The organism is Microcoleus sp. S13C4 (assembly GCF_036700865.1).
GTDB lineage: Bacteria > Cyanobacteriota > Cyanobacteriia > Cyanobacteriales > Microcoleaceae > Microcoleus.
In genome coordinates this window covers 1-18261 of record NZ_JAUBPS010000006.1, presented here as the reverse complement: position 1 = coordinate 18261, position 18261 = coordinate 1, and the positions used below count along the sequence as shown (strand labels likewise).

Genomic DNA, 18261 nt, shown 5'->3' with positions numbered 1-18261 from the left:
CTAATTTTATGAAACATTCAACGGTAATAAAAAACGGCAAAAATCTGTTGATTTTAATCGCTGTTAATTTGGCGATAGCCTTTATTTGTCTGGAAGCTTTGTCGCTAGCTTTTTATTTTATCAACCAAAAGCAGTTTTTTTATACCCGAACAAAATCCCAAGAAAAAGTAGTAGAAGATATTGAAAGGATCGGCATTAGACTTGATGAATCTATCGTAGAAAGACTGCACCCATTTTTTGGATATGTACTCAAACAAGGTGCTTTCACCAATGAAAAATTAAAGTTAAAAGTCAACAAACACGGCTTTTTTTCACTCTACGAATATCCGTTTGTTAAAGCCAATAAAAATCAAGTTATTATCGGAGTTTTTGGCGGTTCAGTTGCGAATAACTTTGCAGTGGATGAATACGTAAGTCGCAGATTGTCTAACAAATTGAAGGCTTACCCCGAATTTGCAAACAAGGAAATTATTGTTTTAAATTTTGGCAATGGCGGCTACAAACAACCCCAACAATTATTAATTTTAAATTACTTTCTGGCTTTAGGTCAAGAATTAGATTTAGTCATTAATATTGACGGTTTTAACGAAGTAGCACTGTCAAATTTAAACAACCAAGCTCAAGTAGACATAGGAATGCCCAGCGTTCAGCACATACAGCCTCTGACGGGTTTAGCCAACAACAACTTGTCACCGGAAGCGATGAGTTCGATCGTGCAAATTAACGAAACCAAAAAACAGTTGAAAGCAGGTATCGACAAATTGCAAACTTGTCAACTTGCTTTGTGTCACGCTGTCACATCGCTACAGGTGAAACAATTACTCAACAATTACCAGCAAGCCGTTGTCAAGTACGATAGACAAGTCAAACCATCCAACCCAGACACGGCAAATAGCGCTATAGTATACATTCCCAAAGCTGACTTTGTTTTGCAGGATGCCGCTGCTTTTGACAAAATGGCATCGCTGTGGTACGAATCGTCGATCGGGATGAATCAAATTTTATCAAGTAGAAAGATTAAGTATTTTCACTTTATCCAGCCCAACCAGTATTATCCTACTAAGCGAGCGTTTACCGCAAAGGAAAAGGAAATCGCGATTAACAAAGAGAGTCCTTACCTTGAAGGGGTAAACAAAGGTTATCCGGTGCTGTTGTCAAAAGTGGATGATTTGCAAAAAGCTGGGGTTAATGTTTTTAGCGCAGTGAATATTTTAGACAATACAAAAGAGACGGTTTACAAAGATGCGTGCTGCCACTATAATTCAGTGGGAGAGGAAGTATTAGCAAACTATGTTTCCCGTTCGATTATTAAAGTAGTAAGAAAGTCGAAATAGATATTTATGAAAGATTTAAAGTTTCTCAAAACCTGGCAAGAAGTTTTAAAGGTCGCTCTAGTTAACTTAGTGCTTTTACTCATTTTCCTCGAACTTGGCTCCTTGGGATTGTATTTTGTCAAGCACAAGCAATTTTTCTATACTAGAGAAAAGACGCAAAATAAGTCGGATTTAGGAATTAATTTAGAAGGAGTGCGGCTGAACAAGTCTATTGTCGAAAGGTTTCATCCTTTTTTTGGGTTTATTCAACAACCCAGCGCTGATTTTCGGCCTGGTTTTAAAGTCAATAATTATGGGTTTATTTCTCCTTACGATTATCCTCTAAAAAAAACTAAAAAAAATCAGTTTTTTATAGGAGTTTTTGGCGGTTCTGTGGCTTCCGATTATGCAATATTTCAAGTTCAGAATCAAATTTTATCTAAATACCTCAAGCAGTTGCCCGGTTTAAAAGATAAAGAATTTGTAATTTTGTCTTTTGCAACGGGAGGCTACAAACAGCCGCAGCAATTATTAATTTTGAACTACTTTTTGGCTTTAGGTCAAGAGTTAGATATGGTCGTTAATATAGATGGTTTTAATGAAGTAGCACTTTCTAATTTAAACAATAAAAATCAAGTCGATTTGGCGATGCCAAGCATTCAGCATATTTTGCCGCTGGCTAACTTCGCGAATAATAGCCTTTCTACTAAGGCTATGGAAGCAACCCTCAGAATTCAAGAAAATAAAACTAGGATTAATCAGGCTTTGGAAAGTTTGCAACACTGCTCTTTAGCGGTGTGCGAGGCTTTAACTTCTGTTTACGTTCAAAATCTCGTTAATAACTATAAAACCGATGTCATTAAGTTTGAAAAAGAACGCACTAAACAACAAAAAGATGACACTGGTAGCGTTATTTATATCAATACTAATAAGTCAGTTTTACCGGATTCCGTAGCTTTTGAAAAAATGGCATGGAATTGGGCGAAAAGTTCAATTTTTATGCACAAAGTGCTGTCAGCTAGTAATGTGCCTTATTTTCAGGTTCTTCAGCCTAATCAATATTATCAGACGAAAAGGGTGTTTGGTGAAGCAGAAAAGCAGATTGCTTTTAACAAGGAGACTCCTTATGCTAAATCTGTACAAATTGGATATCCGGCTCTTTTCAAAAAGTTTCCGAATTTGGAAAAAAATGATATTAATATATTGAATGCTGTAAATGTATTTGATCGGACTAAAGAGGCTGTTTATGTAGATAGCTGCTGCCACTACAATCAAGCTGGAAAGGTGGTTTTCAGCAATTATGTAGGTCGTTCTATTCTGGAATCTTTGCGGAAAGATGAAAGAAAAAAGAAGAAGTAGGGGGGCTTCCACTAACGATCAACTAATCAAAGAAACAATCTCAAAAACCTGCCCCCACCCCACGGTAAATCCAAATGTACATTCAAATGTACCGTGGGACTGGAGGCCGGTTTGTTTATATTTTGAATTGCCGAGATTGTTGCTCAAACCCGCCCCAGAAGAAGGAAAGGTACTTTTTATCTGGGCTGATGAGAACAATTGACGGTGGCGGTTTTTAGGTTTTTGGTTCGGTTCTAGCTTGATCGCCCGCTGAGTCGATCGGCATTACCAAGATTTTATCAACTCGGTTACCGTCCATATCGACTACTTCCACGCGCAAACCATTCCACTCAAAATGCTCGGCTGCTGTGGGAATTTTGCCCAAATTAGTAATTACAAAACCTCCCATTGTGTGGTAACTTCCTTTGTGGTCTGCTGACAATTCTTCGATTCCAAAAAGCTCAAAAAAATCTTCGACGGGTAGCATTCCGTCTAACAGCCAAGAACCGTCTTCGCGCTGCACGGCTTCCGGCTCGTCAGCATCTTCAATCGAGGGAAAGTCGCCCACCAATTCCACTAAAATGTCGTTGACTGTAACCAATCCTTGAATTACCCCGTATTCGTCTACTACCAAGGCAATTTGATTGCTAGATTGTTTGAAAAGTTCTAATACTTTTAAACCCCGCGTGCTTTCCGGTACAAATAACGGTCGTCGTAAAGAAGCGCTTAAATCTAGGGGTTGACCAGTTAAAGTCCGAGACAGCATATCAGTAACGTGTACTAAACCGACAACGTTGTCGAGCCCTCCCTGACACACTGGAAACCGAGAATGACCGCTGCCGAGCATTTTTTGGCGGTTTTCTTCTACTGAGTCGTCGAGGTCGAGCCAGGTAAGATCGGGACGCGGGGTCATTAAGGCGCTGACTCGCCGATCGCCCAAACGAAAGACTCTTTCCACCATATCTTGTTCGGCTTCTTCAAAAGTGCCGGCTTCGGTTCCTTGCTCTATTAAAACTTTAATTTCTTCTTCTGTGACTTGCGGTTCCGTCGAGGGCAAAATCCCCATGATCCGCAGCACTAATTCCGTGGAATAACTTAAAACATAAACCGCAGGAGCGCCTATTTTTGAGAGCATTCGCATGGGAATGGCGACGCTTGAGGCGATCGGCTCAGGGTTGTTGAGGGCCAGCCGCTTCGGCACGAGTTCGCCAATAATTATGGTCAGATAAGTTATGGTTAAAATTGCGATGACTGAGGCGATCGTGTGAGAGTAGGGCGCCAGGGCAGGAATCAGCCGCAACAAAGGCTCTACTCTTTTAGCAATGGTCGTTTCTCCGAAAGCGCCCGACAGAATAGCCAGCAGCGTAATCCCGATTTGAACAGTCGGCAAGAACTGATTTGGGGCATTAGCCAGATCCAAAGCTACGCGGGCATTCGTTGAACCCTGGTTTGCCATCTGTTGCAGTCTCACCTTCCGTACTGAGATGATGGCCATCTCTGACATCACAAACACGCCATTGAGGAAAACCAGCAGGAGAACAATCAGAAGGTCGGTACTTGGGGACATTTCTAAAATTTTCGGTGGTAAAGGCGAAGTGCGCTGCCAGGTTAAAGGAGAAGCCTGCAAGCTGCGAATCTCGATCGCAAAATCGAAATTTTTTCTAAACCTGTCACTAGATTAACGTCCCGGGCTCGATCGCGATCGCAGCCTGGATATATTAGAGCAAAAATCTATCCCCAGTTCAGTTCCCAGGCGTCAACAGCAGATCGGCACAATCATGGATGTTTGTCGTACAATCTCCTTAACAGGCAAAGGGAAAGAGCCTTCGCCGATCGGGGATTAAAATTAAAAGCGCATGACTTTCTCTTCAATAATTCGTACCCTGGGGCGATCGCCCCTAGCAACAGAACTCCTCAACAAGCTCAAGCGCCATCGCTACGTGCAACTGTCCGGCATAGCCCGCTTGCCCAAAGGTTTAGTAGCTTCCGCCCTCGCCCAGCAAGAGGGGCGAAACTTATTGGCAGTAACGGCTACTTTAGAAGAAGCCGGCCGTTGGGTGGCCTCTTTAGAGGCGATGGGCTGGCAAACCGTACATTTTTACCCGACTTCGGAGGCTTCGCCCTACGAGCTATCTTACTCCGACGAGAACGAAATGACGTGGGGGCAAATGCAGGTGCTGGCGGATTTGGTGGATAAGGAAGAAAAAACCGCCAATCAGTCGAAGCCGATCGCGATTGTAGCTACCGAAAGAGCTCTCCAGTCTCACTTGCCACCACCTGCTGCTTTTCAACCCTACTGTCTGACGCTGAAGCGAGGTGCGGTTCAAGACTCGAAGATACTCGATCGCCAACTGGTTTCGATGGGGTACGATCGGGTAGCTCTGGTGGAAATGGAGGGTCAGTGGAGTCGCCGGGGCGATATTGTCGATGTATTTCCGGTGGCGGCTGAGTTGCCGGTGCGGCTGGAGTGGTTTGGGGATGATTTGGAGCAAATTCGGGAGTTTGACCCGTCTTCGCAGCGATCGCTCGATAAGGTGGATCGGTTAGTTTTAACTCCTACTAATTTTAACACAATTATTAAAGCTGTTTTAGCTGAAAAAAAGGTTGACGAAATCAACCACCTAGGCTCTGTTGACACAGAAAATGAAGCAGAAAAATTTGTCCGCCGACTGTTGGGTTTAGCGTTTGAAAAACCCGCATCTTTGTTGGATTATTTGCCAGAAAATACTTTAGTTGTTGTTGACGAACCGCAAGGGTGCGAAGCTCACAGCGACCGCTGGTTTGAGAATGCACAGGAACAGTGGAATAATTGCAATCGGGAATCGGAAGTTGCGGGGGCGGGAACAGAAAATTTGCAAATTTCTAATTTGAAAGTTCCGAAAATTCACCGCACTTTTGCTGAATCTATGGCAGATGTCGCAGCTTTCCATCGGCTAGAACTTTCAGAATTGGCAGAAGATTCTACTACTAAAAAATCTCAAAGCTCTGGGGAGGGCGACCAGCTACCGTCTGCGATTAATTTGGCTTCTCGACCTGTGCCGGTGATGCCTCACCAATTTGCGAAGCTGTCTCAAATGCTCAGGGAAGAGCGCGATCGGGGTTTTACCATTTTTCTGGTTTCTGCTCAACCCAGCCGATCGGTTTCTCTGCTCTCGGAACACGACTGTCCGGCTCAGTTTGTGGTGAATCCGCGCGATTATTTGGCGATCGACAAGTTGCAATTGCAGCACATTCCCGTGGCTTTGAAGTACAGCGGGCTGGCCGAATTGGAAGGGTTTATTCTGCCGACTTTTCGGATTGTTTTAATTACCGATCGGGAATTTTACGGTCAGCATTCTTTGGCTACTTTTAGCTACGTCCGCAAGCGCCGCCGCGCTGCTTCTAAGCAAGTAGACCCGAATAAATTAAGCCCAGGTGATTATGTGGTTCACCGCCAGCATGGAGTGGGCAAATTTATCAAGTTGGAACGTTTGACGATCGATCGGGAAACTCGCGAATATTTGCTGATTCAATACGCTGACGGTACCCTGAGAGTCGCGGCAGATCAATTGGGGGCTTTGTCCAGGTTTCGGACTGTAGGCGATAAAGTACCGGATCTAAACAAGCTGACAGGCCAAACTTGGGAAAAAACTAAAACAAAGGTTCGCAAAGCTGTTAAGAAATTGGCAGTGGATTTGCTGAATCTTTATGCTAAAAGAGCTAAACAAACAGGTTACGCTTTTCCTCCTGATATGCCTTGGCAACAAGAGTTAGAGGATTCTTTTCCTTACCAGCCAACGCCGGATCAATTGAAGGCAACTCAAGATGTGAAACGCGACATGGAGGGCGATCGCCCGATGGATCGCTTGGTCTGCGGTGATGTCGGTTTTGGTAAGACAGAAGTTGCTCTGAGAGCGATTTTTAAGGCGGTTACGGCGGGCAAGCAGGTGGCTTTGCTCGCGCCGACGACGATTTTGACCCAACAGCACTATCACACGCTCTCGGAGCGTTTTTCCCCTTATCCGATCGAAGTTGGTTTGCTCAATCGCTTTCGCACTGAAACCGAGCGCCGGGAAATTCACAAGCGTTTGGCAACTGGGGAATTAGATGTGATTGTCGGTACTCAATCTGTTTTGAGCAAGGCGATTAAATTTCGAGATTTGGGCTTGTTGGTGGTGGATGAAGAACAGCGGTTTGGAGTTAAGCAAAAGGAAGCGATTAAATCTCTCAAAACAGAGGTAGATGTTTTGACTTTGACAGCAACGCCGATTCCTCGGACTTTGTATATGTCGCTGTCGGGGATTCGCGAGATGAGTTTGATTTCGACTCCGCCTCCCAGCAGGCGCCCGATTCAGACGCATTTGGCTCCCTATAACCCGGAAGTGGTGCGATCGGCAATTCGTCAAGAATTAGACAGGGGCGGTCAGGTTTTTTACGTGGTGCCGCGGATTGAGGGGATTGATGAGTTGGCCGCTCAGTTGCAGGAGATGGTTCCGTCTGCCAGAATTGCGATCGCCCACGGTCAAATGGATGCTTCGGAATTAGAATCGGTCATGCTGACTTTCAGTGCGGCAGATTTCGATATTTTGGTGTGCACGACAATTATTGAGTCGGGTTTGGATATTCCGCGAGTCAATACTATTTTAATTGAAGACGCGCAGCGCTTTGGTTTGGGTCAGCTTTACCAGTTGCGGGGACGGGTGGGACGCGCGGGGATTCAAGCTCATGCTTGGCTGTTTTATCCCAAGCAGAACCAACTTTCGGATGCTGCAAGGCAGAGGTTGCGGGCAATTCAAGAGTTCGCGCAGTTGGGTTCAGGCTATCAGTTGGCTGTCCGAGATATGGAAATTCGCGGTTCGGGTGATGTTTTGGGTACTGAACAATCTGGTCAAATGGAGGCGATCGGTTTTGATTTGTATGCGGAAATGTTAGAGGAGGCGATTCGGGAAATTAAGGGTCAGGAAATTCCGAAAGTGGAGGACGCGCAAATTGACCTCACTTTGACGGCGTTTATTCCTGCCGATTACATCGCAGATTTAGATCAAAAGATGAGCGCTTATCGGTCTGTCGCTTCTGCTAATAACCCAGAAGAGTTACAGCAGATTCAGGCTGATTGGTGCGATCGTTATGGGCCAATTCCTCTTCCAGCCCAGCAACTTATCCGTGTGGTTGAACTTAAACAAATCGCTAAAAAAATTGGTTTTTCTCGGATCAAACCGGAGAATAAGCAGCACATAGTTTTGGAAACTGCGATGGAAGAGCCTGCTTGGAATTTGCTCAAGGCTAATTTGCCGGAACATTTGCGCTCTCGTTTTGTCTACAGCAAGGGGAAGGTTACTATTCGAGGTATGGCGGTTTTGACGGCCCAAAAGCAATTGGATAATTTGATTGATTGGTTGGGTAAAATGCAAGGCGCTTTGCCGGAAGCAAATGTTGGATTTTAATATATAATCCCCAAATCTAGCGCACCGCCGAAACGACAGAATAATACCGAGAGAACCGGAAAAAATATTACTGCTGTTTTCATGATTGTTTTAGCGACAGAAAGGATTAAAATCGTGAAAAGGTTAGTGAGTATTTTTTTGGCGATCGCGCTAGTGCAAGGAGTGCCAATGGCGGTTCAATCTCAACAAATAATTGACCCGATCGATCGGGTTGTGAGTGCAGGATTGATGAATAAAGATGCTAGTGGCAATTTTAATGCTGAGGGCCTTGTCAGTCGCGCCGATTTGGCGATGATTTTAGTGAAAACTTTTAGTTTGGAACGCCGGAAAACCGCTCAAAAACAGGATATTGAATTGCCGGACGTACCGAAGAGTTACTGGGCTTACAGTGCGATTCAAACTGCTTTGAAAACGGGAACGATGAGTGGATATCGCGACGGAATGTTTTTCCCAAATCAAAGGGTGACTCGCGCTGAAGCTTTGGCAATTTTTGCTCAAGCTTACGGGGTTTTTCAGTTTCCCGAACCCAGCATTTCCGAAATTTTAGCTAAGTATCCAGATGCAGGCGACATTCCTAGTTGGGCTAGAAAGTCTATGGCTACTGCACTTTATGAAGGGTTTGTTAATGTCGATCTCGCAACTAATAAGATTAATCCTTTGAAGCCGATGACTCGCTGGGATATGGCTTACGCTTTGAGCAAGTATTTGGAGCGGCAAGTAAGGCCCACTTCTTTGCCTGTCCCAAACGAGGAGCCTCCTAATCGCGGCATGGGGCGGTGATAGTTGTTCTGCATTTAAATTAAATTTTTTGGGCGGGCAGGATGCCCACCCCACAAGAGTTTCAATAAACAGGATTGTGAAAATTAAATGCACACCAGCTTAGTTGTAAGTTGTGGGAACCGTCTTGAGGGTTACGACGTTCTTAATTCCCTCTTCCTTCTTCCTTCTTCCTTCTTCCCTCTTCCTTCTTCCTTCTTCCTTCTTCCTTCTTCCTTCTTCCCTCTTCCTTCTTCCTTCTTCCCTCTTCCTTCTTCCTTCTTCTAGAAAAAGTCGATCGCCCACCATGCAAAATCCCGGAGATTTGGTGACTGTAAAAGCAGCCATCAAACCCCCAGGATTTAAGTTTTTCCTCTTAAACGAGGCTCAAACTATTGCCAATTAGTGTTGGCTCAATCAGCAGTAGCCAATTCGGTACTGGCACCGCCGCGCTTCCGAGTCAGGGTATTGAAAAGCATCTGACCGACTGCTTTAATCAAATTGCCTTCTAACTCCATGAACATCTTCATGTTCATGCCAAAAGCTGCATTAGCTTCGTCAACAATTCGCTCTGCTGTGGCTTCGTCAATCGGCAGTTCATTCATTGCCTGACGGTAGTTAGCTTTGAACTCTTTTTCATCAGGAATATCCTGGAATTCATAGAAAGCAGTGCCTTCTCCCTCGGAAAGATTCATCCCGCGCTGGGCAATTCCCTTCAGGATTTGTCCGCCGGATAAATCGCCAAGGTAGCGAGTGTAAGAGTGAGCTACTAACAGTTCTGGTCCTGTCGCCGAAATCTCGTGAATCCGCTGCACATAAGCTTTAGCTGCGGCTGACGGAGCTACTTGTTCCCGCCAATTCGCACCGTAGTAGTAAAATAAATCTTGCTCTAAGCTTTGTTTGCGATTCAACTCAGAAAAGTTAATTTTTGAAACAACCGGGTGCTGCTTTTGGCGTTCCATTTCCTCTTCCATTGCCGAGTAGACAAAGTAGAGGTTTCCTACTAACTTCCGGTAAGAAGTTTTTTCTACAACGCCTTTTAAAAAACACTTGACAAAACCAACGTTTTCTGCCATTGTGTGGGACTTTTTCGTTCCCTCACGCAATTTGGTCGCTAAATTGATGCTCATGCTATATTGTCCAACCTTCTATTTTTGTGGTAGCTGATGGATGCGCCAAAAATCTAAAAATTACCTAAGCATTTACCTTAGATCGATTTGATGAGAGATTGTATTAATTTTTATAACAAAATCTACCGGCCTCAAACGGCAGAAACCCTTGTGCCTTCCGAGGCACAAGGGTTCAAACTGCTGAAAAAGTTTAGTCCTTACTCGTTCGTCATCGACTGTTAGCTAATGACTAATTTAGATGTCCAAGTCGAGGAGGTTGAGTTTGGGGCCGTAGGTTTCGATGAATTCGCGGCGGGGGGCGACACGATCGCCCATTAAGATCGTAAAGATGCGATCGGCCTCAGCAGCGTCTTCAATCTCCACCCGTTTCAGTGTCCGAGTTTCTGGGTTCATCGTTGTATCCCACAACTGTGTCGGCATCATTTCACCCAAACCTTTGAACCGCTGAATGGTGTAGTTAGCATTCGCCGGAAATTCATTACGGACGAGATTGTTCATTTCGCGATCGCTGTAACAGTAGTAATGATTGCGTCCCCGTTCCACTTTATAGAGAGGAGGACAAGCAATATAGATGTAACCTTGGTCTACAAGTGCGCGCTGATAGCGGTAGAAGAAAGTCAGCAACAGCGTGCGGATGTGAGCACCATCTACGTCAGCGTCAGTCATAATTACGATGTGGTGATACCGCAATTGCGACGGATCAAATTCTTCGCCTTTGATTCCCAAACCCAGGGCTGTAATTAACGACTGAATTTCATTATTCTTGTAGATTTTGGCATCGTCTGTTTTCTCAATGTTGAGAATTTTACCGCGCAAAGGCAGGATTGCTTGGAATTGGCGATCGCGCCCTTGTTTGGCTGATCCGCCTGCAGAATCCCCTTCCACCAGGTATATCTCAGACAGGGCGGGGTCTCTGGAACTACAGTCTGCTAGTTTACCGGGCAAAGGAGACGATTCTAAGACGGATTTTCGGCGCACTAAATCGCGGGCGCGACGGGCGGCTTCAGCGGCCTTAAATGCCTGAATTGCTTTTTCCAAAATAGCGTCAGCTACCTGGGGGCGAAACTCTAAATATTCGGTCAATACTTCGCCTACCAAGGAATCGACAATTCCCCGAACTTCTGTATTTCCTAGCTTAGTTTTAGTTTGGCCTTCAAATTCCGGATCTGGGACTTTGACCGAAATCACTGCTGTCAAACCTTCGCGAACGTTTTCGCCGGCGAGGTTAGGTTCGTTCTCTTTAATTTTGTTGCGCTTGCGGGCGATCGAATTCATCGTCCGCGTCAAAACAGCCTTCAAACCTTCTAAGTGCGTGCCTCCGTCGATCGTCCGAATGTTGTTAGCAAAACCGAGAACATTGTCGCTAAAAGCATCAACGCACCACTGCAAAGCCACTTCTATTTGCACGTTATTGCGTTCGCCTTGCACATAAATCACTTCTTCGTGCAGAGGCTGCTTTTCGCGGTTCATGTAGGCGATGTATTCCTTGATTCCGCCCTCATAACAATATGTTTCGATCCGAGGTTCGTTACTTTTGAGCAGTTCCAAACGGTGGTCGCTAAATGTAATTCTAACGCCAGCATTCAAATAACCCAATTCTCGCAAGCGCCCAGCGAGTATAGTGTAATCAAATTCAATACCAGTGCTAAATATTTGAGTATCTGGCAAGAAAGAAACTGAAGTGCCGGTGCGAGTGCCTTTGTGGGGCTTGGCATTAAGTTCGGTAACTGGATTGCCTCTTTCGTAGCGCTGTAAATGTTCTTTTTGGTCGCGCCAAACTGTCACTTCTACCCACTCGGACAGCGCGTTAACAACAGAAATACCTACACCGTGCAATCCTCCAGAAACCTTGTACCCACCACCGCCAAATTTACCGCCGGCGTGGAGTACAGTCATTACTGTTTCTATTCCCGATTTGCCAGTCTTGGCAACGATGCCGGTGGGAATACCCCGGCCGTCGTCTGTCACGGTAACGGAACCGTCGGCGTTGATGTCAATCTCGATGTGAGTGCAGTGGCCAGCCAGCGCCTCATCAATGGAATTGTCCACAACCTCGTAAACTAGATGGTGGAGTCCTCGCGGGCCGGTGGTACCGATGTACATCCCCGGCCGTTTACGGACTGCTTCGAGACCTTCGAGAACTTGAATCTGGTCGGCGCTGTAGCTGCTGGTCATACAAAAATAGCTCCAATAATGAGGCCTAAAGCCCCGAAAGCTTCTAAAATGGGAAAACTTCTAAAATTATAGCACAAAACCGTTAAAGGCGATGCTAGGGCTTTCTGAAGGGAAATTTATCGGGGGCACGGAGGGGAATAGTTTTGAGATTGCTTCGCGACTCCCCAGGCGTAGCGCGGTGAATCAGTGTAGGAGAGACGGGAAAGCATTGAGAGGAGAGGATTTGAGAGTTTTTATAGGGAAACGTGCGACAGCTTATGCCTAAATTAATTACGATTTGTGGGGCGACGGCGACGGGGAAGTCGGGAGTGGCTTTGGCTTTGGCGGGGCGACTGCAATCCTCGATTCTGAGTGCGGACTCCCGTCAAGTGTACCGCGAATTTGACATCGGAACGGCAAAACCGACGGCGGTCGATCGCACTTGTGTACCGCATTACTTAATTGACATCTGCGATCCGACAGAAACTCTGACACTAGCAGAGTACCAGCAGCAAGCTCAAAAATTAATTGCTGATGTCGATTTTCCCTTGTCTCCCTCACTGTTGTTGGTGGGAGGGACGGGCTTATATATTAAATCGATCGTGCGCGGTTTAAAAATTCCGAGGGTTGGGCCGATGCCCGAATTGCGATCGCAACTTGCGGAACTCGGACAATCTCAATGTTACGCGATGTTGCAGCAGGTCGATCGCTCTGCCGCTGAGAAAATTCACCTGAATGACCCAGTAAGAACTTTGAGGGCACTGGAAGTATTTTATGTCACCGGTCGCCCTATTTCCGAACAGCAGGGCGAAAATCCTCCCAATTATCCTATTTTACAAATTGGGTTGGATTGCGCGATCGATGTTTTGGTCGATCGGATTAAACAGCGCACCGAACAAATGCTAGAACAGGGTTGGATCGCTGAAGTAGAATATTTGTGTAAAAAATACGGCTGCGACTTGCCACTGTTGAACACGCTGGGCTATCAGGAAATGAAACAATATTTGGCTGGCGACATTAAGCTTGAAGAAGCCAAAGAATTAACAATTTTGCACACGCGGCAATTTGCGAAGAGACAGCGCACCTGGTTTCGAGCGTATCCTGAAATTGAATGGTTTGATGTTAGCACGCCAGATTTCGTGGAGCGAGTTTGGCAGAGAGTGCAGCAGTTTCTCAAGTGATTTCAGATGGAAATTCAATTTTTTTTTAAACCCCAGATTAACGCAGATGTCAGTTAAATTGGTGGGTTAGTTTTTTAACTAAAGTAAGTCTAATTTTTCCGTTAACTTTGACTAGGCAAAATCTCTCTAATTCTTTGCCGAAACAGACGCACAGCCGCACGCTGTCCGACTGTTCGGCTTTGTTCGATGAAACCCGGAATTTCTGCAACAGGTAAAAATGGAAAAGCTAAACTGCGATCGCACATTTCATATTTTCCCTCCACAAGTTGATAAACTTGCAGAGATTCCCGCCGATACCTCCAAAGTTCGGGAACACCAAGAGCAGCATATATGGAATCTTTATTAACTGAAGAATTCGTGTAATCCGACTCTATTGCTAAATCAGGCGGCAAATCTTCTGGGAGGTTGATGTCTCTTTTACCTCTGATGCTGGCTTCATTTTGAATGTAGAAACAAGTATCAGGTTCGACAGCACGAGTTAAATCTTCCCGTTCTAGAGTCAGAGAACCAGCTTTCATCACTTCGATTTCTAGCTCATCTGCTGTAGCTTCAATAAAGCTTTCTATCAGTCCTTTCGGAACTTCATGTTCTAGATGCGGCATCCGGATTTCTAATACTCCTTTATCGTAAGCAATTCTCCAAGCTCTATCGTCCCCAACATCGGCCAGCAATGCTTTAAAAGTTGACCAACTGACACCTTTTAAAATAACTCGGTTTTCTACTGGGGTAGTTTGCTTCTCGATGGGAGTTGATGTTGTTGTTACCATTTAACAATTCCTTGGTAGCTTCATCAATTTTTATTATAGAGGATAATAGGAGGTTTTTTTCTCGTTCTCAGGCTCTGCCTGGGAATGCCTAATCCGAGGCAGAGCCTCGCGGGAATAGGGAGGCAGAGCCTCCGGATATGCGTTCCTAGGCAGAGCCTAGAAACGAGAGGAAATCCGTAAATTAACTGTACAAACTAGCTACATATTCGCCGTAACCGTTATAGGGCAAAGTCGGGCGAGTTTCCCACGACCAACTGTTACCGGGGCCGACTATCCGTTCGCTGGCCTGCGACCATCTGGGGTGCGGTTTGTCGGGTTCGACATTTGCTTCAAAAGCGTATTCGTTGGGGCCGATTGTATTCCAAAAAGTGGCGGGCTGTTGTTCTACAAATTCAATTTTTACGATTGACTTTGCGCCCTTAAAACCGTATTTCCAAGGAATCACTTGCCGCAGCGGCGCACCATTTTGTTTTGGTAGCTGCCGGCCGTACAAACCTGTGGCAAAAAATGCTAAATCATTGGCCATTTCCTCGATTCGCAGACCTTCGGTATAAGGCCAAGGATAAAATTGCGACATCAAACCGGGGCCGGGAGTTATTTTGGGGTCGTAAAATGAGGTGAAGCGAACGAATTTAGCTCTCGATTGCGGTTCGACATCAGCCATCAGTAATTTCATGGGAAATCCGACCCAAGGAACTACCATCGCCCAGGCTTCTACACAGCGAAATCGATAAACTCGTTCTTCGATAGGAAATTTTTTGTAGAGGTCGTCAATATCATAGGTGCGGGGATTTTTTACTAAACCGCCTACTTCTACTTTCCAGTTTTCTGTTGGCAAAGCTTGAGCGGCTTGCCAAATAGATTTTGTGCCGCCGTATTCGTAAAAATTGTTGTATTTTGTAGCTAAGGCTTCGTCGGTAATCGCTCGATCGACTTTTGCAAAGGCCGGATTCCGAATCAATCCCGAATATGCTTGGGTTGAGCTTTGCTCTAGAGCAGTTTTTGAGCTAGCATTGGTTTGGCAGCCGGTCAGCGGCAGCAGCGAAGCAGTCACGCCGGCGCCAATTAAATTTGTCATGAAGCGGCGGCGGTTGAGAAAGGCTGTTTCTGGGGTAATTTGAGGTTCGAGAATTTCCCAAGATTTGGGAACGCGAATTAAGGGCATAAGTAATAGTTAAAAGTTAGTAGTTAGTTGGGCGAAAGTTGCCTAAGTTTTAATCTGTTAGTCGATTTGATATTTGATATTTGAGATTGACTCCATAGAACAAATAATCGCGGATATTTGGCAATGCGTCGCCATTGCTTTGCTTTGCTGCGATCGCCCTGAAAGTATTCGCAATGACAGTATAACGTAATTCGGTAACAGCGAATCGGGCGGATCACTTGATCTGCCTATTAAACCTCGCTCGCAGGAAAGTCAGCAATTATTTACGCACGATCACCCGCGTGCAATTGTGGCGAAAATCTGGGAAACAATTATCATAAAGCAAAGATTCCAATTATTGAATTTGTCCACAGGAAGCGGCACGCACCGCCCCGCTTTCCTCCCCCACCCGCAAGTATGTCGGACGGGGGTCTCCAGCGGAAAGACAAATGAGTTACTGCACCAATCCCAATTGCCAGAATCCCCAAAATCTCGATCGCGCGACAGTCTGCAAAAGTTGCGAGTCGAACTTGCTGCTAAAAGGCCGCTACCGAGTCTTTCACACCCTCGGTCAAAGTCTCACTTGCCGCACCTTCTTAGCAGTCGATGAAGACCAACCTTCGCAACCCCGCTGCGTCATTCAACAGTTCTGTGGCTCAGCAGCAGCCACAGACGGTCGCACACAGCTAAACCGGACATTTCGCGGCTCAGCCTCAGTTCTCGGCGAGGTGGGGAAACATCCCCAAATACCCAAACTGCTGGCATCTTTTGAAGTCGAAGGCTGCCAGTATTTAGTGCAAGAATACATCGAAGGCCGCAATTTAGCCGATGGGCTTTCAGAAAAAGGTGTTGTTAAAGAAATTCAAATTTGGTATCTGCTGAGCGAATTGTTGCCAGTCCTGCAATTTGTTCACGAAAATCAACTGATTCACGGAGATATCAAACCGTCCAATATTATTCACCGCAAAACTCCCCAAGCATCCCCAGCTTTGGCAGGAAAAGAGCATTTACATGGAGTGTCTCAGGAAAGTGCCTCGGGGCTAGTTTTAGTCGATTTCGGGGCGGCAATTCCGGCTAATAGTGGCCCGCTCAAAACAGAAACGGTGACAGGTTCTGCGGAATACGCGGCCCCGGAACAAATTAAAGGCCAAGCAATTAAGAGCAGCGACATCTACAGTTTGGGCCTCACTTGCATTCACCTGTTAACGGGAATGTCGCCCTTTGATTTGTTTGACATCAAAGCCGACAGTTGGGCCTGGAGACATTATTTGAAAGTACCAGTTTCGGCGCGACTCGGCCGCATTCTGGATAAAATGGTGCAGCGAGAACCATCAAAACGCTATCGATCGACCGAGGCAATTCTCACAGACATGAAATACGGCCCGGCACCGCTAGACGTGATTCTCAGCAAACCCAAGTGGACTTTGGCCATGTGGGGAGCAAGTACGGTTGCCCTGCTGTCCGTAGTGCTGGGCGTTCGCTTGCCATCTCCTGCACCGCAGGCTTTCACTTCTTCTGAGCCTGTTTCTAGCATTCCCGAAATTCGGTTCAATCCGCCCCCGATGCAGGATTTCAGCAGTGGTGGCGAGTCCCAGTCCGGGCCCGCAGTGCGGACTCTGGCGGATCAAGACAAAAACCCCGTTTGGGCGGTAGCAGTCGCTCCCAACGGCCGCGTGATAGTCAGCGGCAATAACGATGGCACAATTCATCTGCTGCACAAGCGTCACGGCAAGCTGCTCAAGGTTTTAGCAGGACATTTGGGGCCGGTGTGGTCGGTGGCAGTCAGTCCCGACGGCAGGACGATCGCCAGCGGCAGCGCTGACGGTACGATTAAATTGTGGAATTTCTATTCGGGCAAGTTAATTCGGACTTTGGACGGCCACACAGACGGCGTGTTCTCGGTGGTTTTCAGTCCAGACGGCCAAGCCCTCGCCAGTGTCGGTAAGGACAATACTTTGAAACTGTGGCAAGTCGAAGACGGTGCCGAGTTGGAAACTCTCCAAGGGGTTTTGGACCAGGTACATTCGGTGGCTTTCAGTCCCTATAAAGACACTCTCTTTACTGGCAACGGCGACGGTACTATCAAGCTGTGGAATTGGAAGACTGGGGAATTCCAAGCCACTCTCACGGGTCATGCCGATGCTGTTTCGGCTCTGACTGTCAGCCCTGACGGTAAAATTTTGGGCAGTGGGGGCTGGGACAATACGGTGAGGATTTGGGATATCACCAAGGAACACGGGCCCGCACCCGAGGGTGAAGTGATTTTTAACGGTCATGCCGATCGAATTCAGTCTCTAGCTTTCAGTCCAGACGGAGACAAGCTCGCTAGCGCCGATTTGAGCGGGACTATCAAGCTGTGGCACATGAGTTCGGGTGAAATCGCCGGCACGCTGAAGGGTCATTCTACTTGGGTGGAATTGGCTTTTAATCCTCAGGACAAAACTCTGATCAGCGGCAGTTTTGACGACACGATTAAGGTGTGGCGACTGTCTCCTTGATTTTTGCGATCGCCCGGAGTTAGATATACACTTTTAAGAAAGGACAGTCTCAACAAACTCTGATTAGCTGGTGTGGCTGTCTTTTTCTTAAGTCAACCTTCATATATAGGACTTACGCATTGACAGAATAACAAAATAGTGCATTGATAAATATGGGTCGTTTACGGGAGCATCCCGCTTTTTAACTAAGCATACCTACCCATTTTGATATCATTATTTAAATACGCACATCTTAGTCTTAAAAGTTGAGGCACATTTTTTTCTTTCCACTGTGCACCTACAATCTTAATTCTTGCTCCAATCTGTTTAATTAAAGACTCTACAGATCCCGAACCAATATCAATACCCTGATTGTGATAATTCTGGTAACTTGGGATTCTTGACTGATGTTTTCGGAGATAATTCTGGAAATTTTTACTTTCTTTAGCTCTCACTCCTACAAATTCGGCTATAGCTTCTACTGTTGACCCTTGCCACAGTCATTGGTGACAAGTTAAGGCTCAAAGCCCGTTGTCAAGGGAATTTTCGGTGGTGGCTCAAAGAACAAGGGCTCCCCA

12 protein-coding genes and 1 pseudogene are annotated in these 18261 nt (G+C 46.0%); 6 read left to right on the top strand and 7 right to left on the bottom strand.

Translation table 11 applies throughout. From position 1 onward, the window contains the following. Positions 1–8: 8 nt before the first annotated feature. Together QT996_RS04390 and QT996_RS04385 are read left to right on the top strand one after the other, a co-directional pair. Positions 9–1334 carry a hypothetical protein gene (locus tag QT996_RS04390; RefSeq protein ID WP_333044813.1) on the top strand — a complete coding sequence of 442 codons (1326 nt, stop codon included), beginning with the start codon at positions 9–11 and terminating at the stop codon, positions 1332–1334. 6 nt (positions 1335–1340) lie between these two features. Then, positions 1341–2672, top strand: a complete 1332-nt coding sequence (locus tag QT996_RS04385) for a hypothetical protein (protein WP_333044812.1) — start codon at positions 1341–1343, stop codon at positions 2670–2672. A gap of 214 nt (positions 2673–2886) precedes the next feature. Here QT996_RS04385 and QT996_RS04380 read toward each other — a convergent pair whose 3' ends face one another. Continuing rightward, positions 2887–4218 (bottom strand): hemolysin family protein, encoded by a 1332-nt coding sequence (locus QT996_RS04380; RefSeq protein WP_333044967.1) that lies wholly within the window; start codon positions 4216–4218, stop codon positions 2887–2889. 289 nt (positions 4219–4507) lie between these two features. Here QT996_RS04380 and mfd point away from each other — a divergent pair, with 289 nt between their 5' ends. Both mfd and QT996_RS04370 read left to right on the top strand, forming a co-directional pair. Beyond that, positions 4508–8074 carry a transcription-repair coupling factor gene (mfd, locus tag QT996_RS04375; protein ID WP_333044810.1) on the top strand — a complete coding sequence of 1189 codons (3567 nt, stop codon included), beginning with the start codon at positions 4508–4510 and terminating at the stop codon, positions 8072–8074. 126 nt (positions 8075–8200) lie between these two features. Next, the gene (locus tag QT996_RS04370; RefSeq protein ID WP_333044808.1) at positions 8201–8854 is read left to right on the top strand and encodes an S-layer homology domain-containing protein; all 654 of its coding nucleotides are present in this window, start codon (positions 8201–8203) and stop codon (positions 8852–8854) included. A gap of 99 nt (positions 8855–8953) precedes the next feature. On the opposite strand, the gene QT996_RS04365 is transcribed toward QT996_RS04370, so the two are convergent. The 3 genes from QT996_RS04365 to gyrB all read right to left on the bottom strand — a co-directional run bounded on the left by QT996_RS04365 (position 8954) and on the right by gyrB (position 12135). After that, positions 8954–9178: a hypothetical protein gene (locus QT996_RS04365; protein ID WP_333044806.1), complete on the bottom strand. Its 225-nt coding sequence runs from the start codon at positions 9176–9178 to the stop codon at positions 8954–8956. Positions 9179–9243: 65 nt separating this feature from the next. Further along, complete coding sequence (locus QT996_RS04360) at positions 9244–9960, bottom strand: heme oxygenase (biliverdin-producing) (RefSeq protein ID WP_333044805.1); 717 nt, start codon at positions 9958–9960, stop codon at positions 9244–9246. A 234-nt stretch (positions 9961–10194) separates the two neighbouring features. Beyond that, entirely contained in the window at positions 10195–12135 is a 1941-nt protein-coding gene (gyrB, locus tag QT996_RS04355; protein ID WP_333044803.1) for a DNA topoisomerase (ATP-hydrolyzing) subunit B, read from the bottom strand. 257 nt (positions 12136–12392) lie between these two features. Here gyrB and miaA point away from each other — a divergent pair, with 257 nt between their 5' ends. Further along, complete coding sequence (gene miaA / locus QT996_RS04350) at positions 12393–13295, top strand: tRNA (adenosine(37)-N6)-dimethylallyltransferase MiaA (RefSeq protein WP_333044799.1); 903 nt, start codon at positions 12393–12395, stop codon at positions 13293–13295. 101 nt (positions 13296–13396) lie between these two features. Here the strand turns inward: miaA and QT996_RS04345 are convergent, their stop codons facing one another. Both QT996_RS04345 and msrP read right to left on the bottom strand, forming a co-directional pair. Further along, on the bottom strand, positions 13397–14062 hold the full coding sequence (locus QT996_RS04345) for a Uma2 family endonuclease (RefSeq protein WP_333044798.1): 666 nt from the start codon (positions 14060–14062) through the stop codon (positions 13397–13399). Positions 14063–14243: 181 nt separating this feature from the next. Next, on the bottom strand, positions 14244–15227 hold the full coding sequence (gene msrP / locus QT996_RS04340) for a protein-methionine-sulfoxide reductase catalytic subunit MsrP (protein WP_333044797.1): 984 nt from the start codon (positions 15225–15227) through the stop codon (positions 14244–14246). A gap of 428 nt (positions 15228–15655) precedes the next feature. Here msrP and QT996_RS04335 point away from each other — a divergent pair, with 428 nt between their 5' ends. After that, positions 15656–17704: a serine/threonine-protein kinase gene (locus tag QT996_RS04335; RefSeq protein ID WP_333044795.1), complete on the top strand. Its 2049-nt coding sequence runs from the start codon at positions 15656–15658 to the stop codon at positions 17702–17704. Between the two features lie 185 nt (positions 17705–17889). On the opposite strand, the pseudogene QT996_RS04330 reads toward QT996_RS04335, so the two are convergent. Then, a pseudogene (locus QT996_RS04330) lies at positions 17890–18183 on the bottom strand (ISKra4-like element ISMae18 family transposase); the annotation flags it as partial. Positions 18184–18261 lie beyond the last annotated feature (78 nt).

What these genes read in the sequence shown, in the direction of transcription:
- QT996_RS04380 (WP_333044967.1), bottom strand. Translation starts at nt 4,218, where the DNA reads ATGTCCCCAAGTACCGACCTTCTGATTGTTCTCCTGCTGGTTTTCCTC.
- gyrB (WP_333044803.1), bottom strand. Translation starts at nt 12,135, where the DNA reads ATGACCAGCAGCTACAGCGCCGACCAGATTCAAGTTCTCGAAGGTCTC.
- miaA (WP_333044799.1), top strand. Translation starts at nt 12,393, where the DNA reads ATGCCTAAATTAATTACGATTTGTGGGGCGACGGCGACGGGGAAGTCG.
- QT996_RS04360 (WP_333044805.1), bottom strand. Translation starts at nt 9,960, where the DNA reads ATGAGCATCAATTTAGCGACCAAATTGCGTGAGGGAACGAAAAAGTCC.
- msrP (WP_333044797.1), bottom strand. Translation starts at nt 15,227, where the DNA reads ATGCCCTTAATTCGCGTTCCCAAATCTTGGGAAATTCTCGAACCTCAA.
- QT996_RS04365 (WP_333044806.1), bottom strand. Translation starts at nt 9,178, where the DNA reads ATGGCTGCTTTTACAGTCACCAAATCTCCGGGATTTTGCATGGTGGGC.
- QT996_RS04345 (WP_333044798.1), bottom strand. Translation starts at nt 14,062, where the DNA reads ATGGTAACAACAACATCAACTCCCATCGAGAAGCAAACTACCCCAGTA.
- QT996_RS04335 (WP_333044795.1), top strand. Translation starts at nt 15,656, where the DNA reads ATGAGTTACTGCACCAATCCCAATTGCCAGAATCCCCAAAATCTCGAT.
- QT996_RS04385 (WP_333044812.1), top strand. Translation starts at nt 1,341, where the DNA reads ATGAAAGATTTAAAGTTTCTCAAAACCTGGCAAGAAGTTTTAAAGGTC.
- mfd (WP_333044810.1), top strand. Translation starts at nt 4,508, where the DNA reads ATGACTTTCTCTTCAATAATTCGTACCCTGGGGCGATCGCCCCTAGCA.
- QT996_RS04390 (WP_333044813.1), top strand. Translation starts at nt 9, where the DNA reads ATGAAACATTCAACGGTAATAAAAAACGGCAAAAATCTGTTGATTTTA.